This is a genomic window from Thermococcus sp. Bubb.Bath (assembly GCF_012027595.1).
GTDB lineage: Archaea > Methanobacteriota_B > Thermococci > Thermococcales > Thermococcaceae > Thermococcus.
Genome location: NZ_SNUR01000002.1, coordinates 259,682 through 286,544, shown reverse-complemented (window position 1 = coordinate 286,544; position 26,863 = coordinate 259,682). Strand labels below are relative to the sequence as shown.

At 53.7% G+C, this 26,863-nt stretch carries 42 protein-coding genes, 1 tRNA gene and 2 pseudogenes; 5 read left to right on the top strand and 40 right to left on the bottom strand.

Going from position 1 to position 26,863, the window contains the following annotated elements:
• Position 1 precedes the first annotated feature (1 nt).
• The 5 genes from E3E29_RS06790 to E3E29_RS06770 form a co-directional block, all read right to left on the bottom strand.
• Positions 2-88: transfer RNA gene (locus tag E3E29_RS06790), tRNA-Ser, on the bottom strand.
• Positions 74-661, bottom strand: a complete 588-nt coding sequence (locus E3E29_RS06785; RefSeq protein ID WP_167910203.1) for a class I SAM-dependent methyltransferase — start codon at positions 659-661, stop codon at positions 74-76. The genes E3E29_RS06790 and E3E29_RS06785 overlap by 15 nt, the downstream gene beginning before the upstream one ends.
• Positions 662-701: 40 nt before the next feature.
• On the bottom strand, positions 702-881 hold the full coding sequence (locus E3E29_RS06780; RefSeq protein WP_206205820.1) for a hypothetical protein: 180 nt from the start codon (positions 879-881) through the stop codon (positions 702-704).
• A 136-nt stretch (positions 882-1,017) separates the two neighbouring features.
• The gene (locus E3E29_RS06775) at positions 1,018-1,377 is read right to left on the bottom strand and encodes a hypothetical protein (RefSeq protein WP_167910201.1); all 360 of its coding nucleotides are present in this window, start codon (positions 1,375-1,377) and stop codon (positions 1,018-1,020) included.
• Between the two features lie 155 nt (positions 1,378-1,532).
• Entirely contained in the window at positions 1,533-2,549 is a 1,017-nt protein-coding gene (locus tag E3E29_RS06770; RefSeq protein WP_167910315.1) for an RNA-guided pseudouridylation complex pseudouridine synthase subunit Cbf5, read from the bottom strand.
• A 123-nt stretch (positions 2,550-2,672) separates the two neighbouring features.
• On the opposite strand from E3E29_RS06770, the gene E3E29_RS06765 reads away from it, so the two are divergent.
• Positions 2,673-3,110: a hypothetical protein gene (locus tag E3E29_RS06765; protein WP_167910200.1), complete on the top strand. Its 438-nt coding sequence runs from the start codon at positions 2,673-2,675 to the stop codon at positions 3,108-3,110.
• Positions 3,111-3,129: 19 nt separating this feature from the next.
• On the opposite strand, the gene E3E29_RS06760 is transcribed toward E3E29_RS06765, so the two are convergent.
• The 31 genes from E3E29_RS06760 to E3E29_RS06610 form a co-directional block, all read right to left on the bottom strand.
• Positions 3,130-3,381, bottom strand: coding sequence for a 50S ribosomal protein L14e (locus tag E3E29_RS06760; protein ID WP_167910199.1), 252 nt, complete (start codon positions 3,379-3,381; stop codon positions 3,130-3,132).
• A 13-nt stretch (positions 3,382-3,394) separates the two neighbouring features.
• On the bottom strand, positions 3,395-3,958 hold the full coding sequence (gene cmk, locus E3E29_RS06755) for a (d)CMP kinase (RefSeq protein ID WP_167910198.1): 564 nt from the start codon (positions 3,956-3,958) through the stop codon (positions 3,395-3,397).
• 16 nt (positions 3,959-3,974) lie between these two features.
• Positions 3,975-4,247: a 50S ribosomal protein L34e gene (locus E3E29_RS06750; RefSeq protein ID WP_167910197.1), complete on the bottom strand. Its 273-nt coding sequence runs from the start codon at positions 4,245-4,247 to the stop codon at positions 3,975-3,977.
• A 42-nt stretch (positions 4,248-4,289) separates the two neighbouring features.
• The gene (locus tag E3E29_RS06745; protein WP_167910196.1) at positions 4,290-4,811 is read right to left on the bottom strand and encodes an EMC3/TMCO1 family protein; all 522 of its coding nucleotides are present in this window, start codon (positions 4,809-4,811) and stop codon (positions 4,290-4,292) included.
• Positions 4,804-5,394, bottom strand: coding sequence for an adenylate kinase (locus tag E3E29_RS06740; protein ID WP_167910195.1), 591 nt, complete (start codon positions 5,392-5,394; stop codon positions 4,804-4,806). Before E3E29_RS06740 ends, E3E29_RS06745 begins: the two co-directional genes overlap by 8 nt.
• 74 nt (positions 5,395-5,468) lie before the next feature.
• Positions 5,469-6,899, bottom strand: coding sequence for a preprotein translocase subunit SecY (secY, locus tag E3E29_RS06735; RefSeq protein WP_167910194.1), 1,431 nt, complete (start codon positions 6,897-6,899; stop codon positions 5,469-5,471).
• Between the two features lie 35 nt (positions 6,900-6,934).
• Positions 6,935-7,381, bottom strand: a complete 447-nt coding sequence (locus E3E29_RS06730; RefSeq protein ID WP_167910193.1) for an uL15 family ribosomal protein — start codon at positions 7,379-7,381, stop codon at positions 6,935-6,937.
• A gap of 11 nt (positions 7,382-7,392) precedes the next feature.
• Complete coding sequence (locus E3E29_RS06725; RefSeq protein WP_167910192.1) at positions 7,393-7,860, bottom strand: 50S ribosomal protein L30; 468 nt, start codon at positions 7,858-7,860, stop codon at positions 7,393-7,395.
• Between the two features lie 11 nt (positions 7,861-7,871).
• A complete protein-coding gene (gene rpsE, locus E3E29_RS06720) occupies positions 7,872-8,579 on the bottom strand; it encodes a 30S ribosomal protein S5 (RefSeq protein WP_167910191.1) in 708 nt (235 codons plus the stop codon).
• Complete coding sequence (locus E3E29_RS06715) at positions 8,576-9,181, bottom strand: 50S ribosomal protein L18 (protein WP_167910190.1); 606 nt, start codon at positions 9,179-9,181, stop codon at positions 8,576-8,578. Before E3E29_RS06715 ends, rpsE begins: the two co-directional genes overlap by 4 nt.
• 10 nt (positions 9,182-9,191) lie before the next feature.
• A complete protein-coding gene (locus E3E29_RS06710; RefSeq protein WP_167910189.1) occupies positions 9,192-9,638 on the bottom strand; it encodes a 50S ribosomal protein L19e in 447 nt (148 codons plus the stop codon).
• 10 nt (positions 9,639-9,648) lie between these two features.
• Entirely contained in the window at positions 9,649-10,029 is a 381-nt protein-coding gene (locus E3E29_RS06705) for a 50S ribosomal protein L32e (RefSeq protein ID WP_167910188.1), read from the bottom strand.
• A gap of 10 nt (positions 10,030-10,039) precedes the next feature.
• Positions 10,040-10,594 carry a 50S ribosomal protein L6 gene (locus E3E29_RS06700; RefSeq protein ID WP_167910187.1) on the bottom strand — a complete coding sequence of 185 codons (555 nt, stop codon included), beginning with the start codon at positions 10,592-10,594 and terminating at the stop codon, positions 10,040-10,042.
• Positions 10,595-10,608: 14 nt separating this feature from the next.
• Entirely contained in the window at positions 10,609-11,001 is a 393-nt protein-coding gene (locus tag E3E29_RS06695) for a 30S ribosomal protein S8 (RefSeq protein ID WP_167910186.1), read from the bottom strand.
• An 11-nt stretch (positions 11,002-11,012) separates the two neighbouring features.
• Complete coding sequence (locus E3E29_RS06690; protein ID WP_167910185.1) at positions 11,013-11,183, bottom strand: 30S ribosomal protein S14; 171 nt, start codon at positions 11,181-11,183, stop codon at positions 11,013-11,015.
• 1 nt (position 11,184) lies between these two features.
• Complete coding sequence (locus E3E29_RS06685) at positions 11,185-11,736, bottom strand: 50S ribosomal protein L5 (protein ID WP_167910184.1); 552 nt, start codon at positions 11,734-11,736, stop codon at positions 11,185-11,187.
• Positions 11,737-11,747: 11 nt separating this feature from the next.
• Entirely contained in the window at positions 11,748-12,479 is a 732-nt protein-coding gene (locus E3E29_RS06680) for a 30S ribosomal protein S4e (protein WP_167910183.1), read from the bottom strand.
• Complete coding sequence (gene rplX / locus E3E29_RS06675) at positions 12,479-12,847, bottom strand: 50S ribosomal protein L24 (protein WP_167910182.1); 369 nt, start codon at positions 12,845-12,847, stop codon at positions 12,479-12,481. The genes E3E29_RS06680 and rplX overlap by 1 nt, the downstream gene beginning before the upstream one ends.
• Before the next feature lie 16 nt (positions 12,848-12,863).
• On the bottom strand, positions 12,864-13,289 hold the full coding sequence (locus tag E3E29_RS06670) for a 50S ribosomal protein L14 (protein ID WP_167910181.1): 426 nt from the start codon (positions 13,287-13,289) through the stop codon (positions 12,864-12,866).
• A gap of 3 nt (positions 13,290-13,292) precedes the next feature.
• Positions 13,293-13,637: a 30S ribosomal protein S17 gene (locus tag E3E29_RS06665; protein WP_167910180.1), complete on the bottom strand. Its 345-nt coding sequence runs from the start codon at positions 13,635-13,637 to the stop codon at positions 13,293-13,295.
• Positions 13,634-14,014 (bottom strand): ribonuclease P protein component 1, encoded by a 381-nt coding sequence (locus E3E29_RS06660; protein ID WP_167910179.1) that lies wholly within the window; start codon positions 14,012-14,014, stop codon positions 13,634-13,636. The genes E3E29_RS06665 and E3E29_RS06660 overlap by 4 nt, the downstream gene beginning before the upstream one ends.
• Positions 13,900-14,166, bottom strand: coding sequence for a translation initiation factor (locus E3E29_RS06655; protein WP_206205833.1), 267 nt, complete (start codon positions 14,164-14,166; stop codon positions 13,900-13,902). The genes E3E29_RS06660 and E3E29_RS06655 overlap by 115 nt, the downstream gene beginning before the upstream one ends.
• Before the next feature lie 36 nt (positions 14,167-14,202).
• Positions 14,203-14,403: a 50S ribosomal protein L29 gene (gene rpmC / locus E3E29_RS06650; RefSeq protein ID WP_167910177.1), complete on the bottom strand. Its 201-nt coding sequence runs from the start codon at positions 14,401-14,403 to the stop codon at positions 14,203-14,205.
• A complete protein-coding gene (locus E3E29_RS06645) occupies positions 14,390-15,022 on the bottom strand; it encodes a 30S ribosomal protein S3 (RefSeq protein ID WP_167910176.1) in 633 nt (210 codons plus the stop codon). Before E3E29_RS06645 ends, rpmC begins: the two co-directional genes overlap by 14 nt.
• Positions 15,023-15,026: 4 nt before the next feature.
• A complete protein-coding gene (rplV, locus tag E3E29_RS06640; RefSeq protein WP_167910175.1) occupies positions 15,027-15,497 on the bottom strand; it encodes a 50S ribosomal protein L22 in 471 nt (156 codons plus the stop codon).
• 10 nt (positions 15,498-15,507) lie between these two features.
• Positions 15,508-15,909: a 30S ribosomal protein S19 gene (locus tag E3E29_RS06635; protein WP_167910314.1), complete on the bottom strand. Its 402-nt coding sequence runs from the start codon at positions 15,907-15,909 to the stop codon at positions 15,508-15,510.
• Between the two features lie 5 nt (positions 15,910-15,914).
• The gene (locus tag E3E29_RS06630; protein WP_167910174.1) at positions 15,915-16,634 is read right to left on the bottom strand and encodes a 50S ribosomal protein L2; all 720 of its coding nucleotides are present in this window, start codon (positions 16,632-16,634) and stop codon (positions 15,915-15,917) included.
• A gap of 11 nt (positions 16,635-16,645) precedes the next feature.
• Positions 16,646-16,906, bottom strand: coding sequence for a 50S ribosomal protein L23 (locus E3E29_RS06625; protein ID WP_167910173.1), 261 nt, complete (start codon positions 16,904-16,906; stop codon positions 16,646-16,648).
• Between the two features lie 6 nt (positions 16,907-16,912).
• Positions 16,913-17,680, bottom strand: coding sequence for a 50S ribosomal protein L4 (rpl4p, locus tag E3E29_RS06620; RefSeq protein WP_167910172.1), 768 nt, complete (start codon positions 17,678-17,680; stop codon positions 16,913-16,915).
• Positions 17,681-17,690: 10 nt separating this feature from the next.
• A complete protein-coding gene (locus E3E29_RS06615) occupies positions 17,691-18,734 on the bottom strand; it encodes a 50S ribosomal protein L3 (RefSeq protein ID WP_167910171.1) in 1,044 nt (347 codons plus the stop codon).
• A 1-nt stretch (position 18,735) separates the two neighbouring features.
• Complete coding sequence (locus tag E3E29_RS06610) at positions 18,736-19,506, bottom strand: putative RNA uridine N3 methyltransferase (RefSeq protein WP_167910313.1); 771 nt, start codon at positions 19,504-19,506, stop codon at positions 18,736-18,738.
• A gap of 647 nt (positions 19,507-20,153) precedes the next feature.
• Between E3E29_RS06610 and E3E29_RS06605 the strand changes: the two are divergent.
• Positions 20,154-20,739 (top strand): annotated as a pseudogene (locus tag E3E29_RS06605) (RNA ligase partner protein).
• On the opposite strand, the pseudogene E3E29_RS06600 reads toward E3E29_RS06605, so the two are convergent.
• From E3E29_RS06600 to E3E29_RS06590, 3 genes and pseudogenes are all read right to left on the bottom strand, one after another.
• A pseudogene (locus tag E3E29_RS06600) lies at positions 20,735-21,093 on the bottom strand (RNA ligase); the annotation flags it as partial. The pseudogenes E3E29_RS06605 and E3E29_RS06600 overlap by 5 nt on opposite strands.
• A gap of 162 nt (positions 21,094-21,255) precedes the next feature.
• Positions 21,256-21,804: a 50S ribosomal protein L16 gene (locus tag E3E29_RS06595; RefSeq protein ID WP_167910170.1), complete on the bottom strand. Its 549-nt coding sequence runs from the start codon at positions 21,802-21,804 to the stop codon at positions 21,256-21,258.
• A gap of 89 nt (positions 21,805-21,893) precedes the next feature.
• Positions 21,894-23,057 (bottom strand): MFS transporter, encoded by a 1,164-nt coding sequence (locus tag E3E29_RS06590; protein ID WP_167910169.1) that lies wholly within the window; start codon positions 23,055-23,057, stop codon positions 21,894-21,896.
• Between the two features lie 162 nt (positions 23,058-23,219).
• Between E3E29_RS06590 and E3E29_RS06585 the strand changes: the two genes are divergently transcribed.
• Both E3E29_RS06585 and E3E29_RS06580 read left to right on the top strand, forming a co-directional pair.
• The gene (locus E3E29_RS06585; protein WP_167910312.1) at positions 23,220-24,377 is read left to right on the top strand and encodes an alanine--glyoxylate aminotransferase family protein; all 1,158 of its coding nucleotides are present in this window, start codon (positions 23,220-23,222) and stop codon (positions 24,375-24,377) included.
• A gap of 48 nt (positions 24,378-24,425) precedes the next feature.
• Positions 24,426-25,199, top strand: coding sequence for a hypothetical protein (locus tag E3E29_RS06580; RefSeq protein ID WP_167910168.1), 774 nt, complete (start codon positions 24,426-24,428; stop codon positions 25,197-25,199).
• On the opposite strand, the gene E3E29_RS06575 is transcribed toward E3E29_RS06580, so the two are convergent.
• On the bottom strand, positions 25,129-25,710 hold the full coding sequence (locus tag E3E29_RS06575) for a Flp pilus assembly complex ATPase component TadA (RefSeq protein ID WP_167910167.1): 582 nt from the start codon (positions 25,708-25,710) through the stop codon (positions 25,129-25,131). The genes E3E29_RS06580 and E3E29_RS06575 overlap by 71 nt on opposite strands.
• Positions 25,711-25,909: 199 nt before the next feature.
• Between E3E29_RS06575 and E3E29_RS06570 the strand changes: the two genes are divergently transcribed.
• The gene (locus E3E29_RS06570) at positions 25,910-26,812 is read left to right on the top strand and encodes an asparagine synthetase A (RefSeq protein ID WP_167910166.1); all 903 of its coding nucleotides are present in this window, start codon (positions 25,910-25,912) and stop codon (positions 26,810-26,812) included.
• Positions 26,813-26,863: the final 51 nt, after the last annotated feature.

The following is a 26,863-nucleotide window of genomic DNA, read 5'->3' as shown; positions in this document are numbered from 1 at the left end:
TTGGCGCCGGGACGGGGATTTGAACCCCGGTGTCCAAGCGGACACGGGCTCTCAAGGCCCGCGCCATCCCAGGCTAGGCGATCCCGGCATACACCCGATACCCGCTTCCCTTTGCAAGCTCACGCACTTCGGTAAAGGTCTCCTCCATCAGGGCCTTAATATATTTTGCGCCCTGATTAGTGCGAATGACCAGCTGAAGCAATCCCCCGTCGTTCAGATGCTTTGGTGCGTTTATAACTATTTCCCTCAAAGTATCCTTTCCCGCATGGACGGGGGGATTGGTAATTATCGAGTTGAACTTCTCGCCACTTACAGGGCCATAAAGCGACCCCCATCTGACTTCAGCGTTCCTAACACGGTTGATTTTTAAGTTTTTCTTTGCGATGCTGATTGCCCTCCGGTTTACATCGGTCATGACGACGTAATCCACGAAGCGGGACACAACGATACCTACGGGACCGTAGCCACAGCCCAGATCTAGGACCCGCCAACCCTCGTTAAGAACCATACTCTCGATGAGCAGTTCGGTGCCCCTGTCAATCTTCCCGAAGGAGAAGACCCCACTGGCCGTGACAAACTTGAAACAGTGCCCCCTAATGCAGACCTCGATCGTCTTCGTCTTCAGCGGCGTTCCTGGCTCTTCTGAGTAGTAGTGGCTCATGGTCGGGGATTAGGTGAGGGGTTTATAAAGGTGAAGGAACTCAAGCGCCCCGTAGCACATCCCACACAATGACCGCACCCGAGACCGCAACAGCAAGGACAAGGAAGGCCAGCTTTTTTCGCTTCGGGAAGAGGTAAGCTTCAACGGCACCAAAGGCGGTACTCTGCACGGACAGAAGGAGAAGGTTTTTGAGGAGCTGATCGTTCCTACCCATCTTCAAAAGGTCCTCGACCATCTCAAGGGAAGAGAGCTTTCTACCATACGCCCCAGGAGGTAGACACCAACCACCAAACCGGCACTAAACAGGGAGAGGCCTTTATAATCCACAGGCCGGCGTTCCTAGCAGACGTCACTGTCTATTCCTCCCCAGAGGCGAGAGCGTATAAAGAAAAGGGAATGTCCATTGTCCACTGAACCATGAGGAGGAAGATGGGGATAAACGAAAAAATTTCCAGAAACATGGCGACCACGGAAATTGCCGCCCCCACAACGTTTCCAGTCAAAAAGAGGGCCATACTGAGTAGATACCAAGCAATTATGTGATGGCCAATTATTTCCTGTACGTCCTTCACAAACCTGCCTCTTCCCCAGTTCTCCTCAAGGATTATGTGAAGCCGCTTAACATCCTCCTTCTGGTAACCATGCTTCTCAAGATAGCGGCCGATGAAGAAGGTCACAGAAACCCCGAAGAACGGAAGAAGGACAAACATCGTCACGAGCAGCTAGCATCTATAGTATCTCCATTACCGTGGGCTCCCAAAAAGAGGAGGGCCATGAATATGGAAATTAAACCAACAACGGTCTCAATTATCAGCCGGAGGCCCCCCCCTTCTCCTCCTCATGGAAAACACCCAGAAGAAGGGAAGAGGGCTCACTCTTTATCCTTCCAAAGCTTAGGATACCAGTCCCTCGGCATGAAGACTTTGTCCACATCGACCGCTATGCCCTTGCTCTTCTGGAGTATCTCACCGGTGGTCATCGTTGCCTTACCCAGAGCCACAAGTTCGTCTTTGAGCGTCATTACTGCAACGAGGTCGCCCTTCTTCATGCCCTTGTGGAGCTTAACTATGCCCGGGACGGCCAAGTCGGCACCGTGGGTTACGGCTGAAACCGCCGAGTCTCTAATCCACACCTTGGGCAGGTGCTCTACAGCCTTCTCCATAGGCTGGATAGCCTTTCTGAAGTATTCTTCTATTCCGTCCTCCTTCCAGAAGTGGTAGTAGTCGATGAGGTCGTGGAGGGTCACGAGGGTCTCGTCCTCCTTGAAGGGGCCGCTCCTCGTTCTCCTGAGCTCGGCCATGTGCGCCCCAACCCCCAAAGCCAGGCCGAGGTGGTGAATGAGCGAACGGATGTAGGTACCGGCCTCGACCCCAACGCGGAAGAGGACGTCCCTTCCGTCTATCTCAAGCACTTCTATGTAGTAGACCTTCCTCGTCCTCAGCCTTCTCTTGACCGCGCTCCTCAGGGGGGGCCTCTGGATTATCTCTCCCTGGAACTCCTTCATGACGGCCCTTATCCTCCCCTCCGGGACGTCGCCGTGGAGGTGCATTAATGCGACGTACTCCTTTCCAGCCGGGAGGAGGGCCTGCACAACTCTTGTTGCCCTCTCAAGGGCGACCGGTAAAATACCGCTGACCTTTGGGTCGAGGGTTCCACCGTGGCCGGCCTTGCTCAGGTTCAGGAGCTTTTTAATCCAAGCAACGACCTCGTGGCTCGTCGGCCCAGGTGGCTTGTCCAGGTTTATTATGCCGAACTGCATGTGCATCTCAATCGGCCTCTTCTCCGGCGGGAAGCCCCACTTGGGGTTGGTCTCCGCCTTATCGTCCTTCACAACCACTTCCCTCTTGATATCAGCGGGGAGGATTCTCCTCACTTCGTTCCTCACCATGAGCATCACCGATGAGCGTTATCAGTGTAAGTTGAATATCTCCTTTATAAAGTCGACGAACGACAAGTTAGTTAATTAAAGGCATCGAAAATATTAAATAATGTAAAGTAGCTACCATTTTCGATGGGACTCATGAGAAAAGAAATAACCTTGGTTTTAGTCATTGTGGCTATAGTTGCAGGCATAGCCTTTGGCCAGTGGTACGAGCAGGGAAACAACTCAACGCCGAGCAACATACCAAAGAGCGAGATGCTCGGTTACATGAACAACAATCTCAACGTAAGCGTTGGAATAACGTTGAATGGGGAGATTCTCAGCCTCAACGTTAGTATAATAAACGATGACACCGCCAAAACTCATACCGGAGTTGTGAACCTAAAGTCTCCAAGTGGGAAGACACTGCTGAATGTAGAAGAATCCCTAAAACCTCAACAGAGCTTCTTCAGAACGTACACTCTGAACGTAACCGGACTGAAAAATGCTGAGGTATTCATACTCATAGACCCCCAAGCAAAAATAGCATCGGGGATTTCAAAAACGATCCAGTTATCAAAGAAGTAAGAAGAGGCCGAAGGACCTCTCACTCAAGGCTGATTCCAGCCTGCTCGAGGGTGGCCTTGACGGCCTCGTCGTCGGCGCCGCGCTCGATGTTGACCTTCTCCGGAAGGGGCTCGAGGTGCTTGACGTTCATCCTCCTGCGCTTGACCTTGTTCAGTCCAGCGCCGGTAACGAGGACGAAGTTCCTGTCGATGATGTCAACGACGACGACCTTCTGACCGGCTCTCCTTCCGGCAATAACGACGGCAATCCTTCCAACTTCCATAGCTGGCATTCATCCCACCTCCTCAGTTTTTGTTGCCCCGCGTCACCGTCGGGGAAAGGTGGTCGATGGCGGCCTTCACGATGGCGAAGACCCCATCGGGACCCCATTTTGCAGTATTGATGATTAAATCATAAATCGACCTGTCCTCGATGTCAATGCCATAGAGGTTTAAATACCTTTTCCTGTTCTGCTTCTCCCTCTCGGCAGTTTGGACGTAGGCCTCCTCAACGGAGATGCCTTCCCTTCTGGCAACCCTCTTCGCACGCTCCATCATGGGAGCATCGAGCCATATCTTCAGGTCAGCGTCCCTAACCATCCAGCCCGCGAGGCGGCCCTCAATAACGACGTTGCACTCCTTGGCTGCCTCGACCTGCCTCTTATCGACTTCCCTATCAATCTCTGGGTGGAGCTCAACGTATTTCTGAAACTCCTGCAGGGTCATTCCCATCTCTTTCGCCATCTGGCGGAATATTAAACCCGCGTATATGTGCTTGAAGCCATAGTACCTTGCGAGGTTCCGGCACAGGGTTGTGGTTCCAGAACCGCCGGGTCCGCTGACGGTTATCACGAGGCAGCCCTTTGGCATGTTAGCACCTCATTCATCAGAGGGAGATCCCGGCCCTGACCTGGGCCTTCATGACCTTTCTCATGCAGTCCGGACAGAGGTTCGGATAGGGCCTCTCTGGCCTCCTCTGGGTCTTTGAGAGTTTTCCGATTTCGCTCGGCCTTCCGCGCGGAACACCGTTGAGCGGCCTGCCGCACATGGGACAGTGGGCCACCTTCGGCTTCCTTCTCTCGAAGTGGATGACGGTTCTCCCGCTGGGAGTCCTGACGTACTTTCTCCTCCATGACCTTGACCTGTACATCGCCTTCATGTCTCTCACCTCGCCTTTCCTTTCAGGGGAGCGTTTTTAAATTTAACCCATATCCAGGAATTTTCTGAGCACCATTCCAATGACGTAGCTCGAAAGGATGTACCAGCCGAAGTATCCAAGCTCATCCGGCCTGAGGGCCGAGTGATACCAGCTATGGAACCAACCGAAGAGGAAGAAGTTGAACGGGGACTTGACTATGGCAACCTCAACGTACCATCTCCTGAGCCACTGGAAGAATATCCAGAATATCGGGAGCGTCAGGAGCATCGGAACCATCTGCTGCTTCATCATCTCGCTCTGCATTTTCATGAGCTCCATCTGTTTCTGCTGCACCTTCTTTAGTTTCTTCTCATCCCCCGATTTCTGGGCCTCCCTCATCTCCTTCTGTATCTCCTTCGCCATCTTCTGGACTTTTCTTGTCTTCTCTATGTCCGTAAAGAAGTAGTAGATCAGCGTATACGAACCGCCGATAAGGAAGCCCGCGATGGTTATTGCAAGCAGAGGGTGCTGGGCTATGTAACCCCCGAAGATGTTGTCCAGGAAGGTGTATATCTCCTCAATCATACTCTCTCACCGCCAGGTTTAGTACTCCAACAAGCTCGTTAACGGCCTCTTCCAGTCCTTTGTCTTCATGGTTTTCGATCACCTTTATAAGGGCATCGGAGTGCATCGCGTAGCTTATCGCGGCGGCCCTGTTGAGGTCTTGGTGCCTCTCTATCTGTTCCTCGGTCTCGACGTCTCTGTCCCTCTTGAGGTCACGGAGGCGCCTTCCCAGTATCTCGCTGGGCGTTGCCTCTATTATGACGACGAAGTTTGGTCGTATGGTCTCAATTACCTCCCTTGGAAAGCCGAGGAGGTAGCCCATAGGGGTCCGTATAGTGGCATGGGTGTCGAGAAGAACGGGCTCCTTCCGCGCTATCCCTACTATCTTTCTGGCGGCCTTAAGTTGAAGCTCTTTTTGTATCATCGGATCTAACTTCCTCATCTCGTCCCTGTGGTGAACCAACCCACTTTCCACTGCCTCCTCGAACATCAGATCGCCAAAGTTCACTAGGCGAAACTTGATGTTCACCTTCTGAAGGGCCAGTCTCGTGATAGTACTCTTTCCGACACCAGGAATGCCCGTTATCATCACCACAAACGGCATGAACACCACCCATCCAGTATCCAAGTAGAATAAGACCATCGGTTTAAAAGAGTTAAGTAAAGAATGAAAAATGGTCACTTGGCGAAGAACTTCCTCAGTACCGGGAACATCTCCGTGGCCTGTTCTCTGGCTATCTCCTCGTAGAACCTGTAGAGAATACCGACCGTTAGGAGGATTCCCGTTCCAGTACCAAGGGCACCGAGGAAGTTTGCCAACACCGCAACTATGGCTAGTGTGAACGAACCCCAGAAAGTAACGTACGGGATGTACCTGTTGAGGACTCTCTCGAGTATCCTGGGGTCCCTTCTGAATCCTGGTATCTGTAGTCCCGAGCTCTGAAGCTGCTTGGCTATACTCTTAGCGTCGAGTCCGGTAAGTTCAACCCACAGGAATCCAAATATTATAGACCAAAATATCGTCTGCAGCCCATAGACAGTGGCCTGAAGCGGGTTGTGAATAAGCTGGTAAATATCGTACGGGGGATAGGTATATTTGGCAAGGCCCGAGACCGGAACGTTACCCTGAAAAGTTCCAAGCCAGTTGATGCCCCTACTCGAGAGTAGTCTAGCCCAGAGCTGAACGTTGGCGTAGAGGGCCACTGTTAGGATGATAGGGATGTTGCTGACGTACATGAACCTTATCGGATACCTCCCCCTGACGGTGACCCTTCCATAGCTGAGAGGTATCTCAACGCGCATGCTCTCAAGGTAAACTACTACAAGGAAGACCAGTATAGTCGCCAGCAGATTGGTCATGTCTGGTATTCCCGGACCCCTGTAGATTGCACCCCACAGGTCACCGTGTGCCAGGTGCTGGATAAACGCAGGAATTGCACCGCTCAACTCGTTCGGGTTCTGAGGCAAGGGGAGAGGGTTCAGGGACTTGACCATAACCTGCTGTGAAACACCCGCGGCGATGAAGAGGCTGATACCGCTTCCTATTCCCCACTTGCTGACGAGTTCATCTAAGAGTATCAACATACTGGAACCAAAGCCAAGCTGGAGTATCACCAGTATAGCTAGGCCAACGCCTATAGCAGCATAATGCCCTTGGGCAGATTGGAAGATCTGGAACGCTCCAAGTCCAGTGTCTATCCTACCAAATGCACCGGCCAAGACGTAGATGGCAGCCTCGAAGAAGGCCATGAACACGGAGAACAACCTCTGCAGGGCCTGGTAGAACCTTCTATCCTCCGGGTTGGAGAGATCAAGCTTGAGTATCTCGGAACCAACGAGAAGCTGGAGGATGATTCCAGCGGTGACGATTGGACCGATACCAAGGGTGAGCAGAGAGCCGTTCCTACCGGCAAGAACGAATCTCAGGGACGCGAAATAATCCTGAATGGTTTTAGGAACACCATAAAGGGGGATTTCAGCGAGGACGAAGTACAGCAGGAGGACGATACCAGTCCACATAAACTTCTCCTTCAGAGGAACTCGCCTCTTGGGTCGTTCTACCTCTGGAAGCCATCTTTCCATGGCGTAAGTTAATTCCCGGACGCCCATTTTTCAACACCCTGGTAGTTTTTGGAAAGAAATAATCAGGCGAGGAGAACCTCGCCGCCCGCGGCCTTGATCTTCTCCTCGGCCTTCGGGGTGACGTAGTAGGCCTTGACAACGAGAGACCTAGTGAGCTTCCCGGTTCCGAGTACCTTGTCAATGCCCAGCGCGGTTGCGTCGAAGACGAGCTTCCCTTCTTCCTCGTAGATTATGCCAGCGTCCTTGAAGAGCTCAAAGTTCTCGTCGATGTCATTGAGGTTTATGGTCTGCGGGGTGTACTGAACTGCCTTCGGTCTGTGGAAGCCCCTCTTGCCGAGCCTGTCTGGGGCGTACTTTATGACCCACGTGAACTTCTGGTCCTTCCTCTTTCCGGTACCTGCCATACCCTTACCGCCCTTGCTTCCACCACCGCGGTGCTTCTTCTTGCAACCCCATCCGTGAGTGTGACTTCCGCGAAGCTTCCTAACCTTCCTCTTCCTCCTTATCATCTCTCGCCACCTCAGAGCATTCTCTCAATGAGCCCGTTTATCTTCTCGCCGCGGTAACCGAGCGCTCCACCTTCCTTAAAGGAGCGCTTCTTGCTGCCCTTCAGTCCCCCCCTCGGCGGGTGGAGCCTGAAGACGGGCTTGATGTTGGGCAAATCTGTGAGCTTCATCTCGCCGTTGACGACCTTCTCGGCGAACTCATCGATGCTCATTCCAAGCTTCTCCTGGGTGTACTCATCTGTTACAGGCCTGTTGCCTATGAGCCTACCCCTCTTCCTTATGAGGGCCGCAAGGGTTCCCTTGTCTATCTCGCCCCATGTTACGTAGTCCTTGACCTTCTGAACCATGCCCTTGTAGCTTGGGGTGTCGTCAACGAGGACGAGGTGGTTGATCCTGTGAAGGCGGAGCATGGCGAGGGTGTCTCTCACCTCACCCTTCGCCCTTATCCCGCTCCTAAGCCTGATGAGTGCAAGCTTTGCCATCTTCTCTCACCTCACTCAACCTGGAAGTTGGTCGGCATCTCCCTTCCGACTATTATACCGTAGCGCTCGATGTCCTCCGGCTTAACGGCAACACTGTTGGTGTTGTAGAGCGCGTTGAAGACGGCCCTGGCGAAGTTGACGGTGGTTCTCGTCTCACCGAGGGTCTGAGACCAGATGTCCTGAACTCCAGCAAGGCTGAGTATCTTCTTGCCGACGTCACCGATGACCAGTCCAAGGCCACGCGGTCCCGGCATGAGCTTGACCCTGACGCTTCCCTCTTTACCCTCGACGGCGAACGGAATTGAGTGCGGCCGTCTGCACCTGCACTCCCAGGAACCGCAGCCGCGCTTGATCTCGATGATGTTCATCTTTGCGTAGTTGATGGCCTTCCTGATGGCTATACCGACTTCCCTTCCATGACCGATTCCAAGGCCAACATAGCCGTCCCTGTTGCCCACAGCGGCGAGAACCCTGAAGCGGATCCTCCTGCCACTGTCGGTCATTCTGACGGTGAGGGCTATGTCGAGGACTTCCTGGTTTTCCCTCATGTTGACCTCCGGAAGGAGGACATCAACGATCTCCGGCTCCTTGATCTGGTAACCCTTGCGGAATATCTCATGAATGTCAGTTATCTGACCTTCCTTGACGAGCTTGCCGAGCTTGGTCCTCGGCTCCCACTCCTCAAGAACACGCTGGGCCATCTCTCTCGGGTCGCTCATTCTCTCGCCCCCTCAAACTTCTCGATTATCTTTGACTTAACCTCTTCAAAGTGCTCAGGGAGCTTCTCAGGCTCAAGGCCCCTGACGAGGTATCCACCGAACTGCCTCCTGTAGAGGCTCTCGTCCTCCTCCTTGAGGGCCTTGGCGTAGTTGGCAACGTGCTCACCGTTTATCCTGTAGTCATCCGGGTATATTTCCTCGCTGTGTGGGACGTTCAGGCCGGCATCAACGGCACCCTTGAGGACCGCGAATATGCTCGAGCCCCTAGTCGGTGGGTGGAGACCTATGTCAAGGATAGCCTCCTCTATCCCAGCCCCCTTAGCCTTGTAGCCGATGAGGAGACCGAGCAGGTAGGCGCTTGGTGTGTTTCCTCCGTGACCCTTCCAGCCGAAGTCCCTCACGAGCTCCCTGGTGTGGGCTGAAACGAGTGTTTTGTCACCCTTCGGGTCGTAGACTACGATCTGGGCAACGTGGTGGTTGAGGGTCTTTCTCACAACGAGTCTAGGCTTGCCAGACTTGAGGAGAGCAAGCCTCTTGTGATAGTTAGTCCTTCCCTCCCTTCTTCTCCTGAACGGAACCTTATACCTTGGTCCGTGTGCCATCTCTCTCACCTCACTCCTTCAGGATACCGTGCTCCTGCATGAACATGTAGAGCTGCCTCTTGTTCTTGAACTGGCCACCTTTGGCCCTGATGTAGAGCCTCCTGTAGGTGTGTTCGTCAAACTTACCCTCTGCTTTGAGGGTTCTGAGCTCTTTCCTAAGGGCCCTTATGGTCATCATCCAGCGCTCTTTCCTGCCCATTCTAGCGGTCTTCTTACCCTTCCTGCTTCCAGGGCCCCTGTGGCGGCCCTTCTTCTTGGCCTCCTGGTAGGCCCTAGCCCTGGCCCTGCTCTGTCCCTTAACCGGCTTCTTCTTGATGACACCGTCGTGAATGAGCCTCTTAACGTCCTCACGGGTTATGGCAGAGGCAACCTCATCAATCTTCTCAGGGTCAATCCAGACCCTGTTCTCACCGCATTTCAACAGGTCAGCGGCAATCCTTCTCTGCATCTTGAGCATGAGCCTCACCTCACGGGTTGAGTACCTTCACGCCAAGCTCCTTAGCCCTGGCGAGTATCATTTCTCTCTTTCTGGCGCCGACGGTTCCGGCTATCCTTGCCACCTGCCTGGTTGGGTCTATGGCCTCAAGCTCCCTAACGTTGTGGACGAGGACTTCCTCGTACCCACTCGGGTGGAGTCTCCTAACGGCCCTAGGTGAGCTCCAGCCTATGCTCGGTGAGCGGGCCTTGCCCTTCTTCTTGAGCCTCATCTTGCTGTCTATTCCCTTGGGTTTTCTCCACTTCGGGTTGTTCTTGAACTTCGGATAGCGCCACCATTCCTGCCTGAGGAACCTCGGCTTTTTCCTCTTGAGCTGGGCCCTAATCTTAAGGAGTCTCGCCTTCTCGTTCATTTCTCACACCTCAGAACCTTATCGGCCTACCCGCCTTCTCAACGATGTAAATACCATCCTGGAAGACGCGCCGGTCCCACTTGTTTATCTTGGTGGCCTGTTCGATGTTGGCGGCGGTCTGACCAGCCCTCTCCCTGTCTATGCTCTCCACTACGATTTCCTGGCCCATGACCTTGACGGTAACGCCGGGGAGTATCTTGGCCCTCCTCGGGTTCTTCTCACCGAGGAAGTTCTCTATGACGACCTCGTCTCCCTGAACCTTGACGGTCATGGGGAAGTGGCTGTACAGCACCTTGAGCTTGTAGGTGAAGCCCTCGGTAACCCCATTGATCATGTTGGCTATGTGCGCTTTGAAGGTTCTAGCGATGGCTATGTCCTTCTTCCGGGGGAACTCCTTGAAGACGGCAACCTTACCGTCCTCAATGAGGATCTTAACGCCAGGGTACTTGAGCTCCCTCTGGAGCTTTCCCTTCGGCCCCTTGACCTTGACAGTATTCCCCTCAACAGTGACCTCGACTCCCTCTGGGATCTCAACTTCCTCCCGTATCCACGCGTCAACAGGCATCTCATTTCACCCCGCTAATACACGTAGGCTATCAGTCTGCCACCGATTCCATTCTCAATGGCTTCCTTGTGGGTCATAACTCCCTGGGACGTTGAGACTATGAGTATACCGAACTCGAATGCCGGGAGAAACCTCTTTTCCCACTTCTCGTACTCCCTAGCCTTAACCGGGAAGCGCGGCTTTATGGCACCTGCCCTGTTGATCTTGCCTATGAGCTGAACCCTGTATATCCCGGCCCTTCCATCGTCAATGAACTCGAACTCGCCGATGTAGCCGTTCTCCTGCATAACCCTGAGAACCTCACCCATGAGCTTGGAAGCCGGCTTGAGGTAGACCTCTTCCTTTCCAACCCTCTCGCTGTTGGTTATATGTGAAAGGGCATTTGCCAGCGGGTCAAGCAACGTCATCTCTCCTCACCTCACTCGTATTTCTTAAAGCCCAGCTTCGGAGCTATCTCGCGGAAGCAGTGCCTACACAGCATGAGTCCGTGGATCCTGATAACCGGGCCGTACTGGCCACAGCGCATGCATCTTCTCGCGCCCTTCCCGAACTTCCTGGGCTTCTTCTTGTTGTAATCAGCCTTCGCCATCTCACAATCCCTCCACCTTGGCCTTCAACTCTTCCATAGCGAAGACGATACCTTCTTCCTTAGTCAGCTTGTGTCTGGTCGGGAGCTTCTTCCTCTGCCTCTTCCTCTTGGCAACGCGATAACCGGGCCTTTCAAGGGTCACACAAACGTCCATACCAAAGATACCGATCTCAGGGTCGTACTCAACGCCGGGGATGTTGATGTGCTCCTGGATTCCAAAGCAGAAGTTGCCGTGTTCGTCGAAGTTGCTTGCCTTCAGCTTCCTGTCAACTGCCTCGAGGAGCCTGTCAAGCATCTGGTATGCCTTCTCACCGCGGAGGGTGACCTTAACGGCTATCGGCTCACCACGCCTGATTCCAAAGTCCCTGTTGGTCTGCTTGGCCCTCCTCCTTATCGGCTTCTGGCCAACGAGGCTCTCAAGCATGGTCTCGGCCTTGGTAAGCCTCTCGCCGCTCTCACCAACGCCTATGTTGATGGTGAGCTTGGCTATGCGAGGCTTCCTCATGGGATGAGCTTCCCAGTCAGTTATTATTGCCTCTCTGTTTATCTCCATCTCCTCTCACCTCACGGAAGGGAAATCTGGGGCTTATCCTTGCCCACGACGAAGGCGTACTTCTTCAGGGTGTCGAACTTTTCGCCGTTCTCGTCCTCTATTGTAACGACGTCCGGCCAGCCCATTGGGAACTGCCTGACCTCGATGACCTTACCTTTTCTCGCGACGTTCTTACCCTGGGTAACGAAGACATAAGCCCCGATGTCGAACGGGAGAACCTCAACGATCTCTCTCTCAGGAACCTTCATGAGGATCGTGTAGGCGGTCATAAAGCCGTCTTTTTCTGCCATTGTAACAAGGTGGTTGCTGCCGTCGTGGAGGTTGAGCTGAACCTTGGCGCCCTTGACCATCCTCTTGTTGTTTATGCGCAGGGGCTTGATCTTGGCCTCTTCCGCACTTATCGGGTGGAGTATGAGCTTCCCGATCCTGTTTGAAAGAACCCTGTAGTGCTCTCCGGTCTCGGGGATTGAGATAACGTCCATAATACCAACTGGGAACTTGTAGTCCTTCCTGACCTTTCCATCAACGAGAATCTTGCCCTCGTTGAGTATCTTCCTGGCTTCCCTCGCGGTCTTTGCATAGCCGAGGTAGTCCCTAACTATGTAGATGAGCGGGATTGAAGTCCCCATGCTGTGCGGGCCCGCCCTTGGCCTGACCGCCCACTTGTAGGTCTTCCTGTGAATGTACCACGAAGTTGGGGCGGCAAGCCTCTTAAGGTGCCTCTTGGCTCCTTTCCTCGCCATCAGCCAGCCCTCCTCTCAATTATCTTCTTTCTCTCCGGGTCATCAAGGTTCAGGTCGGTTATAACCACGTTGGACGGATGAAGCGGATAGAAGACCTCCGTACCATCGCCCTTTTTCTGGGTTACCCCCTCAACATGTATCCTGTATCTCTTGAGGTCTACTTCCATGACCTTCCTCTCTTCAGGACCCTTGAAGTCTCCCCTCACGATCTTTACCTTGTCTCCCTCCCGAATGGGAAGGTTCCTTACTCCGTACTTCTCCCTCAACTCCCTGCTGAGGGGAGCGCTCATGAGCTTCTGCCTGAGGTGAAGGGGAGCGTTGTGGAGGAACTTCCTCTGCTTCTTGGGCTGTTTGGAGTTAAGCCTCATCTTCTCACCCTCCTTCTCACAAAACTATGCTCGCTATGCTGCCGAGCCTGACCCAGCGCTCGGCGGCTTCTCTAGCTATCGCACCCCTGATCTCGGTGCCCCTTGGGACACCTTCTGGGGTAACTATTGCCGCCGCGTTGTCCTCGAACTTAACGCGCATGCCGTCAAGCCTTCTGTACTCCTTTCTCTGCCTTACTACAATGGCCCTGACTACCTGGTGCCTGATGTCAGGCCTTCCCTTCTTGACCGCCGCTATGACCATGTCCCCAACGCCAGCGGAGGCGAGCCTCCTCCTGGTACCCTTGTAACCAACGACACCTATGATCTGAATGACCTTGGCGCCGCTGTTGTCGGCGACCTTTAGGTAGGCACCGATGGGGAGAGCGCGCGTTGGCCTAACCGGACTTATACCTCTGGTAGCACCCGCACCCTTCTTGGCCATCCATCACACCTCCTCTGCCCTCTCTGCCTTCTGGGTTATGGCAACGACGACGAAGCTCTTGGTCTTGCTTATAGGCCTTGTCTCGGCTATGAGAACCCTGTCGCCGACCTTCGCATCGATGCACTCTGGATTGTGGGCGTGAACCCTGCTCCTCCTGAGCTCGTACCTCTCATACTTCTTGAGGTACTTGTAGTGCTGTCTCTCAACGACGACTGTCTTCTTGCCCTTGTCGCTGACGACAACTCCCTCGAAGTACCTGCCGTGTATCTTGAGGTGCCCGTGCCACGGGCAGTTTGGATCATTACATTTTTCAGCGGGAGGCTGAACGTTCAATCCGATCTCTCTCATTTCCGCCACCTCTTCTTCAGTCTCATCTCAGGTCTCCCAACCAGTTTGGTTCCATCCACCACGATCCGTTCGCCGGCGGCCGTCTTAAACTCAAACTCGGCGACGTCCTTCGGCACGGTCCAGACCCTATCACCCAGGATGGTGAGAGTGTTACGCGTCTCATCAAGGACGTAGCCCTCGATGCCAACCAGCTCTGGATGAGATGCCCTTATAACCTTTGCTTTCAGCCCTATCAGCTCGTGCCACACTATGTTTTTCCTAGTTACTCGACCTCGATGAGCTCCTCTGAAAATCCAAGCCCCCCAAGTAGGGTTTTGATTCTGTCCCTGTGGTCTCCCTGAAGCTCTATCCTTCCCTTCTTCACCGTTCCGCCGCATGCCAGCTTCGCCTTCAGCTTTTTTGCAATATCGTCGAGGTCGAACTCCTTATCATCTATGCCCTCTATTATGGTCTTGAGCTTGCCGTAGCGGGCTCTCTCCACGTAGACACGTATCCTCTGCTGCTCCTTCAGGACTTCCTTAAACAGCATCTCATCCAGAGGGTTAACAATCCTGGGCACTAAACATCACCTTTTCCTCGAAAGTTTCTCCTTCCTTATAGTCAGCAGGCGCGCGATGTCGCGCCTGAGGTCACGAATGACCATGGGGTTCTCGGTGGACGTCCCCATGGTGAGCATTCCCCTCTCCTTGGCGAGTTCGAGACGGAGCTGCCCGAGCTTCTCATCAATCTCGTCAATGCTCATGTCCCTAATCTCACTGGGCTTCATTGGAGCTCACCTCCTCAACGACCGGCTTCTCAAGAACCTCTATCTCGTCCGGAAGCCTTGCGTCGGGTGGCATGATTGAGACCTTAACGCCGATGACACCGAGCTTGAGCTGGGCCTGGGCGTAGCCCCTGCTGACGAGGGTCTCAGCCGGGTTTCCAACCTTGGCGAGGTAGCCTTGGTAGAAGCGGACGCTCTTGGCTCTCTCACCCGTGAGCTTTCCGCTGAGCCTTATCTCAACACCGCGAGCACCGTTCCTCATGATGGCCCTTATGGCAGAGTAGGCTGCCCTCCTGAAGTGGACGCCCCTCTCAAGGGCCTGGGCGAGCCTGACGGCCTGAACCTTAGCGTTGAGATAGGGGTTCTTGATCTCCTCGACCTCAATCTGCGGGTTCTCAAGCCCGAAGTCCTTCTCAAGGATCCTGGTGAGCTCCCTTATCTTCCTGCCGCCCCTACCAATGACGTATCCAGGGCTGGCCGCAAATATGACGACCTTAGCTCCAAGGGGGGTCTTCTTTATGTCTATTCCTCCGTAGCCGGCCCTTCTGAGCTCCTTCTCAAGGTACTCGTCGATGAGCATCTCCTTAACGTTCTCTTTGATGAAGTATCTCTCAATCGCCAAAGTCTCACCTCCTAATCTCCTCGACGACTATCTCCACATGAGTGGTCTCCTCGTTGAAGGGTGTCGCCCTTCCGAAGGCCTTGGGTGTGTAACCCCTGAGAACGGGGCCCCTGTGGGCTGCCGCGTGGACTATCTTGAGCATATCCACGTCGAGGCCCTTCTGCTCCGCGTTGTTCTTGGCGTTGAGGAGTATCTTCTTGACGTTCTTGGCGACCTTGACCGGGTACCTTCCGGGACCGAAGCCCCTGCCCGGTTTGTGACCCTGGCTGTCGTGGTGCTTCCTGAGTGGAACCGGTCTCTTCTTAGCTATAACGTCGTCGAGGTAGCGGAGAGCGTCGTTGACCATCATACCCCTTATCTCCCTGAGGAGTTCAACGGTGTGCTTGGGAGACATCCTGAGGTCCCTTCCGCTCGCCCTCGCCATCCTCTCGGAGTCAAAATTTTGGAATGAGTAGGAAAATCTGCCCCTGCTCATCTAAACCACCTCACTTCACCGCAACGAACATCGATGACCTGGTGGCACCGACACCCGGTGAGCCATGCTGGACGATCTTCCTCGTGAGGGCAAACTCTCCGAGGTAGTGGCCTATCATCTCATCCTGTATCTCGATCGGGACGAACTCCTTCCCGTTGTGAACGTGGATGGTCATGCCGACCATCTCTGGGAGGATGACCATGTCCCTGCTGTGGGTCCTTATCGGCTTGCTGTACCTGCCCTTCTTTGCGAGCCTTATCTTCCTGAGGAGCTTCTTCTGCTCCGGGCTAAGGCCCCTCTTAAGGCTCCTCCTCTGCCTGCTCGGAAGGAGCTTGGCAAAGTCTTCAAGTGACATGTTGAGGAGTTCCTCAAAGGAATAACCCCTGTACTTAAACTCCTTCTTTCTCGCCATCTTCATCACTTCCTCCTACCAACTCTTCTCGCGGCTATGTGACCAACCTTCCTTCCGGGCGGGGCTCTTCTCGAAACGGTCGAGGGCCTTCCTATGTGGTGCTCCTTACCACCGTGCGGGTGGTTGACGGCGTTCATCTTGACGCCCCTCGGCTTCGGCCAGAACCTGTTTCTAGCTTTCGCGATGTAGTAGGCCTTACCTGCCTTGACTATCGGCTTCTCAAGCCTTCCACCGCCGGCAACGACGCCGATGGTAGCCCTGCATGCAGGGTGGAACTGCTTGAGCTCACCGCTCGGAAGCTGAACTATGACCTTGTCCTTCTCCCTGCTGACGACGAGGGCGTAGGAACCGCCGGCCCTAACGTACTTACCGCCGTCCCCTGGCCTGCCTTCAATGTCATAGACATAGCTTCCCTCAGGTATCATAGCGAGTGGAAGGGAGTTGCCTACCTTTACCGGGGCCTTCGGTCCGATGGCTATCTCCTCACCGACGAGTATTCCTTCCGGAGCTATGATGAGCTTCTCCATGCCGTTGTTGAATTTGACCCTCGCGACCGGGGCGGTCCTCCCGGGGTCGTGCATTATCTCGACGACCTTGCCAATGAGGGTCTCATCCTTCGTGAGGTTGAGCGGAACGTACCTGACCGCACCCCTGTAACGGTGGGATGGAGCGCGGAAGGTCGTGGTGCCCTTACCCCTCCTCTGCTGAATCAAACTCTTTCCCATCTCACCTCACCTCAGAACAATCCTATCCTGGCAGCGATCTCACTGGCGTTGTATTCGGGCTTGAGCTTCACGTAAGCCCTCTTTTCGCCCTTCATGGTGATGAGGGTGTTGACCTTCTCGACCTTAACGTCGAACATCGCTTCCACGGCCATCTTGATATCCTGCTTTGTGGCCCTCTTATCGACCACGAAGGTGAGCTTGTTCTCCCTCTCAATAAGGGAGACCGCCTTTTCCGTAACGACCGGCTTGACAATAACCTTGTACGGATCCATCTCTCATCACCCGTAAATCTCCCTAAGCCTCTCTATAGCGCCCTTGGTCCATATGGTCAACCTCCCAGGGTGAGTACCCGGAGCGAGGAGCTCTGCGCTGAGGTTGTCAACGGTCACGATGTCAACACCAGGGTGGTTCCTGGCTCCCTGAACGATACCCTCGTTCTTGGCAACGACCAGGAGTGGGCCCTTGGCCTTCTTGTACTTCCTACCGCGCATCTTGCCCTTTCCGGCCCGGATCTTGGTGTTCCTTTTAGCCCTCTCGATGTCGTCCCAGACACCGAGCTTCTTGAAGATCTCCCTAGTCTGGGCAGTCTTGAAGACCTTCTGGAGGTCGTCGGTAACGATGATGGGAACCTGCAGGACGTTGTCAACCACGTGGCCCCTAGCCCTCACAAGGTCGTAGTTGGCGGTGGCAGCGATGGCGCTCATTATGGCGAGCCTTCTCTCCTTCTTGTTGATGTCCTCCCAGATTATCTTCTCGACCTTCGGCGGGTGGGTTCTCCTTCCACCCACGGCGAAGGGCACGAAAGCTGCGAACCTTGGGGAGGTCTTTATCCTCTCAACCCTGGCCATTCCGTGGCCCTTTCCGATGTTCTCGGTGACCCTTCTCTTACCCGCGTAGGGGCTCCTTCCCTTGGGCTGTATCCTGTGGGTCCAGGAAGCGATGACGGCCCTCCTGATGAGGTCGGGCCTGAAAGGAGTGCCAAAGACCCTTGGAAGCTCAATCTCCTCTACCGGCTCGCCTTCAAGGTTAAACACCTTAACCTTCATCTATCTCACCTCACTGCTTGGACTCCCTACTGACGTATGTGATCTGCGGCCTCTCAACGGGCGGCCTCTTCTTCGGTGCCCTTATGGCCGGCCTGACCCTGACGATCCTCTTGAAGGAACCCGGAACGGTTCCCTGGATGAGGAGGAAGTCGCTCCTTATGACCCCGTAGTGTGGGAAGCCTCCCTTCGGGGTGATCTCAACCTCGTTCTTCTCGTCGAGCTTGAGCTTGCCGTTCTCGCCTATCGCTATGAGCCTCTTGTTGAACTCTGTCCTGTGGTGAAAGCCCATCTGACCCGCGAGCGGAACGGTCCACATGACCCTGGTCGGGTGCCACGGACCGAGGTTACCGATGTGCCTGGCCTTTCCGGCACGCTGGGCCTTGTGGAACTGTATCTTGACGCCCCAGCGCTTGACCGGGCCCTGGGTTCCCTTACCCTTTGTGACGGCTATAACGTCGAGGAGCTCTCCCTCGTGGAGAACCTCGCTTGCGCGGAGCTCGTTGCCTATCTTCTCCCTAGCGTAGGCGAACTTGGCGGCAACGTCGCCGCCGCCTATGGCGTACTCCATGACTTCGGGCTTCTTCTTGAGCTTGACGAGCCACGGCTGGGTGTGGACGAGGAGCCTTACATCGACTATCTCACCATCGTTGATGAGGTCCTCAAACTGGCCGAGCTTGGCCTGGAAGGCCTCCTCGTTGTAGTCCTTCGGCAGGGTCTTTATCCTCCTCTTGATATGCTTGTGAAGATCGTGGAACCAGACCTCTGTCGCAGTCTCAAGACCGAGGTAACCCTGCCTGTAGGCCCTTATGCCGTAGACGAAGAGCGGCGGGACCTCAACTACCGTAACCGGCATGAAGATCTCCTTGCCCTTCGTGAGCCCTGGCCTGTCGTCGACCATGAGGATGTGAGTCATGCCGGCCTTGTATCCGGCGAAGCCCAGCATCCTGACTTCGCTGTCCTGAGGCCATGTCTTAATCCTGGGGACCACACTCCTGGCCCTTTTTCTGGGGGAGTAAGCCAGTGAACCTCTCCTTGGCCTGTGTACCTTTCCCATCTCAATCCCTCCTTATGAGATTAAACACAGCGAGCGTCGCCAGCACGGCCTCTTCAGTACGGACCGTAGCCGTCCGCTGATTTGGGACCGTGTTGAGTATTAGATCAAAGGGATAATCTTCCTCTCCGAGGAGCTCCCTCACGCCCTTCCTCGGTGAGCCAAAGACCAATCCGACCTCCCCCTCCAGCGGGGGAAGCTTCACGTCCCTAATGTCACGACCCCTCCGAGAGGTCGCGATGACCAAATCCAGCCTGGCCTTTTTAAGTGTTTTCGCCAGCGGTTTCCTCGTGAGGTGAACCCTGTACCCCCAGTACTCCTCTGGTTCTGCTGGTGTAACTCTGAGCGGCTTTGTCGAGACGATTCTGAACGTTGCGCGCCCTTCGACGTCCCCTTCTACCATTGCAAGATCGTCGAGGCCTATGTCAGCATAGGTCCGCTTTCCCTTCCTGAAGGCAAAGCCCTCACGGATTTCGCCGACCTTTGGTTTTCCCTTGAGCTTGTGGTGGGGGGTTCTCAGCGGCGGGATGACGCCGACGTACTTGAGCTCCGGCATGAGGGGGAACAGCCTTTTCCTGAGGTACTGGGGCGTTTCCGCGTACTCGAGGATCGTCTTGATGAAGTTTCCGTCCTTCCCGCCTGCCCTATAAATCCATATGTGCTCGACGCCAAAGATTGCGCAGGCCCTGGCTATCTGTCCGACTTTGTACGTCCTGATCTTTGGATCGTCGGTCTCTTCGAGGAGTGAATCGGGAATGAAGACGTGCCAGGCCATTTTTCCGTCATCCTTTGATATGGTAGCTCCAACGCTGGACTGGGGTCTGTGGAGACTATTTAAAAGGCTTTCGAACTCCTCCACCCTCTTTTGGGTTGGAGGGTGTGAAATTTTTTTGCAAACAAACTTCGCCTGCGCGAAGTTTGATCAAGGTTCGTGGTTCCTTTTAGAATTGCCATTCTGCGGGGATTTTTACAATAAACGAAGCTAAAAAGTGAGCGAATTCTTCGAGCATGCTCAATTGGAAAGGAGTTTTTCTCACCTTGACGCCCTACGGGCGTCGATTACAAAGCAAACTCACAGAAAACAAGGCCGCTAAAATTGGAATTCCAATCCAACAGCAAATTTCCAGGAAAATCGCCCTGAGAATAACACCTTTAATAAGAACCACAAACTTTGATGAAACTTTGCTCAGCAAAGTTTCTTAGAAACCAGGGAAACTACGTTTCCCCACCTTCCTTTTTCCTTAAATTTACTAGGAGCTCCGCCCCACACCCCCAACCACCGCCTATATAGCTCCCCAAAACCTTGCAAAAAAGTGATTCTGCAACAAGGACCCCCCATTCAGTTGGTAGAACTTCACCACTTCCCCAAGCAGAGAATGAAACGGTTTTAAACATGATAGCATAGCTAGAGTTGTGGTGGGAATGAGGTTCGTCCTCGATACGAGCGTCTTTGTCAACCCCAACGTAAGGGGAGAGTTCGGCGAGAACTCCCTGGGCCATGAAAACCTTTCTGGGCTACGCTGAAAGGTTATTCGGAAAGGTTGAGTTCTACGTTTAAACCAGTGTTTATAGGGGAGATAGTGCACTTCATCGATATAGAGGAAGTCTCACCGGGGGTGGAACTCTACCTCGTGGAAAAATCCCCCAACGTCCACGATATCAAGATTCCAGCCTTTGTGATTTACGAGCTTATAGACGACCTGAGAAGAAGGATTGATAAGGGGCCCTGGGTGGCGGAGAAGGCCGTGAGAGAAAGCCTGGTCGAGGAGGACATCGACAAAATCATCCAGAAACTGAGGAGAAACTACAGGAGAGCCTCCGTGAGGGGATAGTGGACAGCAAGGAAGACTTCAAGCTTATACTCCTGGCCAAGGAGCTCGACGCGACTATCGTCTCGGCAGACGTCGAGATACTCACCTGGGCCCAGAAGATGGGGATAAAATGGGTCGACGCGGCCAGGTTCCGCGACGTCCTTGAGGAGCTCGTTGAGAGACTAGGCCAGGAGTAGAAGGGCAGACAAAGCCACCGCTGGTTATCGCCAGAACTTTGTCCCTAACCCTGACGACGCGGACGTTGTAGCCGTCGACCTTTTCCTCAACGTAGAATGGTCCCTTCTTGAAAACCCGCCTTATACCGTTCTCAAGCTGACGACCCGTTTTATGTGTGGAAATCCCAGAACCACGGTGCCATCCTCAAAGACGACCGTTCCCCTTCTGAAACCCCCCGCAGAATCCCAAAAGCGGACGTATCTGATACCCTCGAACTCGTCCTCGACCAGGGAGCCCTTACCTTCAAGAACTTTGAGTCTCTCCTCAGGGAGACCAAGCTTAAGGAGCATCTCCCTAAAGTACGAGCCCACCATTCTCCCACCGGTGAGTGTAAGGTGGCATCTTTAATAATCATTATGAAATTATGCCAAACTCGCAAATACAAAATTTTGATATCACGTAAACCCATCAAATCAAAAGAGAATAAGCAAGAGAAAAAGCCAGCCAAAGGGCCCGACATGCTTCAGCGCTGCGCTTCAGCGCTTCATCGTGGAGAGAACCTTGGTGGTAACCTCGTTCCCATCCTTGTCGTAGATGCGGTAGTAGGAACCGTAGGGAAGCTTCATCCTGGCCCTGTAGACCGCCTGGAGGGCGAACTTGAGATGGGACTCGTTCACCCAGACGGTGAGTATCTTCTGGTCCTTCCTGACGCGAGCGGCAAGACCTATCGGCTTTCCAAAGGGCCTCCTCATGCCGTTTCCGTAACGGTCTGCCTTCCTGCCTGTGGCCATCGGGTTCTCCCTGAGAACCTGGAACGGATAGACCCTTATCTTGAAGTGGAAGTTGCTCCTTCCGACGGTCTTCTGGAGGTACCTGTTCACATGGATACGGATTGACTCCAGAGCGTTCTGCCTTATCTGCATGGGCTGTTCAGCGTGAAGGCTGACCTCGTACTGGAAGTCGGCCGAGAGGTTGCCCATGTCGAATATCGTTATCCTCGGGCCGGGGGCACCGCGGATGTATTCTCTCCTGGTGTAAGCGGGCTTTTTAACGTCCCTATCAATCTTAGCAGGTCTCAGTCCCATACTCTCACCTCCAAATGAGCATAAGTCAAAGCCTATCCTTAGCTCCACCTCGCTTTTATAAAAGTTTTGGAGCGTTTAAAGAAAACTCATCAATCCCTACCTTTAAGCTTAACTGACTCAAAGAGGAGCGCCAGCGAAACCGGGAGAAAGGTCAGGAGGGCGAGGTTGAGGGTAACCCCCAAGTGAACCTCACCTAGAGAGTAGGTCACGCCGAAGAGCATCCCGCCAGCGAAAGTTGAGAGGTTCTGCACCCCGTTAACTCCACCTATGGCGAGGGACGAGCGATGGTAGGAAGCGAGAACCTTCCTTGAAATGGGCCTGAAGCTCTGAAAAGCAAAAAGGGCAAGAAAGATGCCGAGAAAAACCGTTGGGGCACTCTTCACCGCCGCAAGGATTGGAGAGATCGCCGCCAAGAAAGAGGTGAGAATTACCATCCTCCTCTCGCTCCTCACATCGGCGAGCCATGAAACGCCGTAGCTGAGCAGCGCCGCTAGAAAACCAGTCCAGCCGATGAGGGTCGCCGTCGTCCCCTTGGCCATTCCCAAAGCCTCAGAAACGTAAACGTATGTTATCTCCCCCGAGGTGAACGCCACTATGACAGCCATGAGCGATGCTATTATTAGAACCTTTCTCGGATCGAGGGAAGGTCTCTCCCCATTGGAGGTTCTTTTTCTCCTCGGGACTATCCAGCCATAGAGGAGAGCGTAGCTGGAAACCATTATGAAGCCGGTCAACAGAAAAAACGCCGAGGAAATCCACATCTGGCCCGACAGCCCCCATCCAACGGTGTATGCGTAGACGTAGTTACCGAGGAGAGAAGCGAGGCTCCCAAAGAAGAAGTAGACCGAGGTTATCCTCGCCCTTATCTCGTTTGGGGTCGCCACGGCTATCACGAACTGGGCCATCGGCCAACTTAGGCCGTTGAGAAAGCCGTTCAGGAGCTTTATTCCAGCGACCTGGAACCAGTTCGACGTGAGGGGATACAGCTGAACGGCAAAGGCGTTGCCCATCATCGCCAGGGCACCGATGTAAACGAGCCTTTTACCCCTCTCCAGAAGAAGACCACCGAAGACTGAGGTGAAGGCCCTCGCGAGGACGAATGACATCGAGACTATCGAGATGGAGAGCATTGAAGCTTTGAGGACGTCGCGCGTGTAGAAAGCTATCGCTGGGGTGGCGAGACGGAAGGCCATGGTCCCGGTGAAGGCCGAGATGATGAGCAGGATGATTCCAGCGAGGCGCTCGCGTTCCATCAGACCACCCTCTGAACGTTCGGGGAAATGTTTAAAAGTCTTGGCCGGACCGAAGAGAATTCTAAATCAAACCGGAATTTCCGACGAAATTTCACAAAAAGATGGTACAACACGGGCAAACACTTTTTACCCCATCGGACAATTCCCGTCGAGGTGATGCGGATGGAACTACACTTTGATATGTCCTACGAAGAGGCCTACAGGGAGGTTTACGAGCTCGTCAAGCCGAAGTATAAGCTCTTCACCGCAGGTCCAGTTGCATGCTTCCCGGAAGTTCTCGCGATAATGAGCGTCCAGATGTTCAGCCACCGCTCGGCTGAGGCCAAGGAGGTTCACGCTGATACACTCAACAGGCTTAAGGCTTTCCTTGAGGCCGACAGAGGGGAGGTAATCCTCTTTCCGAGCTCCGGAACCGGCTTTATGGAGGCCGCCGTCAGGAACACGATTCCACGCGGCGAAAAGGTTCTCGTAACAACTATCGGGGCGTTTGGAGACAGGTTTGCTGAGGTCGTCGAGACCAACGGAAGAAAGGCGGTTATCCTGCGTAAGGAGCCGGGCCAGGCCGTCAAGCCAGAGGAGCTCGACGATGCCCTCAGGAAGAACCCGGACGTTCACGCAGTGACCATAACCTACAACGAGACCTCCACCGGTGTCCTAAATCCACTCCCGGAGCTTGCCAAGGTCGTCCACGAGCACGACAAGCTCCTCTTCGTCGATGCCGTCTCAGCCATGGGTGGAGCTGATATAAGGTTCGACCAGTGGGGAATCGATTTGGTCTTCGCGAGTAGCCAGAAGGCCTTCGGCGTCCCACCGGGACTTGCGGTGGCAGCAGTCAGCGAGCGCGTTTTCGAGATAGCCGAGAAGATGCCAGAGCGCGGCTGGTACTTTGACTTACCCCTCTACAAGAAGTTCAACGAGAAGAAGAAGGGAACGCCCTCAACCCCGCCGCTCCCGCAGATATTCGGCCTCAACGTTGTTCTCAGGATAGTCGAGAAGATGGGCGGCAAGAAGGAGTGGCTTGGCATGTACAGGGAGAGGAGCGAGACCATACGCGAGGGCGTCAAGAGCATGGGGCTGAGCGTTCTGGCAGAGCCCGGCTACGAGAGCCCGACGATTACCGCCGTAGTTGTTCCGGAGGGCATGAAGGGTGTCGACGTCTACAACGCTATGAGGGGGAGGGGCTTCGAGCTGGCCAAGGGCTACGGAAGCGTTGCGGAGAAGACCTTTAGGATTGGAAACATGGGTTACATGACCCTCGAGGACATCGAGGAGATGCTCGCCAACCTCCGCGAGGTCATTGAAGAGTTCAGGAAGGCCTGAGACCGGAACCAATTTAAACATCTTTTCTTTTCCATTTAACGTGGAACCATGGTCTCCAAAAAGATGCTCTCACTTTGGATGATCTTAAACTTCATCGCATTCTGGGCTGTCTGGCTCTACACCACAGGCTACTCCGCCAAAGGTTATTTTCCGGGGGAGAGCGAGAGAGCAGAGGAATACGCCCCATACATTTACACCGCACTAGGGGACCAACCCGTTAAAATGCTCTATATGGTTGATCAAAACGGCACGATACACTACTACGTGGTATGGAAAGATGAGCACATGGGAAATGAGCTGAAAGACAGAATATACCGGCTGTTCAGAAAGCTGATATACAGGGGTTCAAGCATGGACATAGAGACCGTTGAGATCAACCCTGAAAAGAGGGAGTTCCACTTTGAAACAAGGGGACATAAAAGTGTCGATGGAGTAATGCTGGAGGACGGAAGCTGTCGCGTTTTCGAAACAGGAGAAACGATCCATAACTGTACTTCAAATGGAACCCACCTTAAAGTCTACGTGGTGACCTGGAACCACATGCTCTGCCTCAAGCCGGAAGCAGGGACAGGGAAAGTGGAGGTGGAGCTGAAGAAGATGAGCCCTCTAGACTACACGTCCCTCACGGTATACAGAAGAAACAACGAGAATACGCGAGAGCTCATAATAAGTGCCACAGAATACTCCATCGTGGTAACGGGAGGTATAAACGTCGTTTTATTCATCGCATTAAAGAAGTGGGGAGAGAACATCAGAGAACGGGCTCAAGGGTTCCGTCTTTCACTTCGTAAATTCTGTCGATCGATCTTTCGCCGGTTCTGAAATCCCTCTTGAGCGAGACAACGATGTCAAAGCGCCTGAAAACCTCCTCAGTAATGCCAAGCCAGTGCATCACCTCTGATTTGATATCATCCGTCATGGCCAAGGAGGTCACTATAAAAGCGTAGTCGTCTATGAGGACATCAAAAAGGTTGGAAACACTTATCGTATGGATCGTATCAACGACAACATAGTCAGGGTCTATTTCCCGTATCCTGGATATGACCTCATTAGTGCGGTTCTTCAGCGGCTTCTCGCCGAACTGGGTGTCAACGACAACGATATTGGGCTTGAAGGGTTTGAATTCACCGTAGGCCGTGACAACCGCAACCTTCCAATCGTCGGGGATGAAATGCGTCAAAGCTTCCACAAGCTTCGTCTTTCCAGAGCGGCTCGAACCTGCAATGAGAATGTCCTTTTTACTCAAAATGGCCCCTTTAAGGACCTCCAGCTGCTCGTTGGTTGCAGACCCATAGCGGACGAGATCTTCGGGGGTAAATATGTAGACTCCCATGCGTTGACCACCATACATAATTCTCAGAGAACGTTATAATGTTATCGACGAATGGGTAATTCAAAAGTCAAATATAGAAAGAAAATTTGTCATTAAGTCAATATAAAAGCTTGTTAGATGTCAATTTTTGCCCAAAATTCAAAATTATTTGCATAAAAGTCATAAGGGATGAGGTTACTGACAATAATCAGGTGATTACATGAACGCCCTCCAAATAGTTACCCGAAAAATTGAACCAATAATGGAAGTTCAGACGAGAACCATTGACTATATGACAAGATACATGGTGAGCAAGGGATTCAAGTGGATGCTCCCCGTGATGCTCAGCTCAATAACCGACCCCCTGTGGCCAGATCCCGCGGCAGAGAAGGCATTGAAACCGCCGGAGGTTGAGGTCTACGGCTCCAGGTTGAGGCTGACCCACAGCATGATACTCCACAAGCAGATGGCTGTCGCGATGGGGATAGACCGGCTCTTCATCCTCTCCCCAAACATCAGACTCGAAGGGCGGGAAGCCGACGACGGCAGGCACGCCTACGAGTTCACCCAGCTCGACTTTGAGATAGCCGGCGCGAGCATGGACGACGTCATGACCCTCATTGAAGGCCTCATCAGCGGCCTCTTCAAGGAGGCAAGAAGCTGGGGGCTTGAACGCGAGGTCCCCCGGATAAAGCCGCCCTTCAAGCGCTTCACTCTGGAGGAGATAATGGACGAATTCGGGAGCGAAGATGAGGCAAGCAGAGCCACGGACGAGCCATTCTGGATAACCGACATTGAGAGGGAGTTTTACGATAGGGAGGAGCCGGAGAGGCCGGGCCACTTCAGGAACTACGACCTCTACCTGCCCGAGGGGTACGGCGAGGTCTCAAGCGGCGGCGAGAGGGAGTGGGCGTACGAGGTGATAGTGCGCAAGATGAAGAAAGCCAGCATAAACCTCGAAGCCTTTAGACCATACCTTGAGGTCGCGAGGGCAGGTCTCCTGAGACCCAGCGCCGGGGCGGGAATAGGTGTCGAAAGGCTCATCCGCTACATGGTGGGCGCAGGACACATAGCGGAAGTCCAGCCATTCCCCAGAATCCCAGGTGTTCCAGCGGTTATTTAAAGTTCTTACTCCTCTATACTTTTTTGATACCCATTGATGTTCGAAAACCTT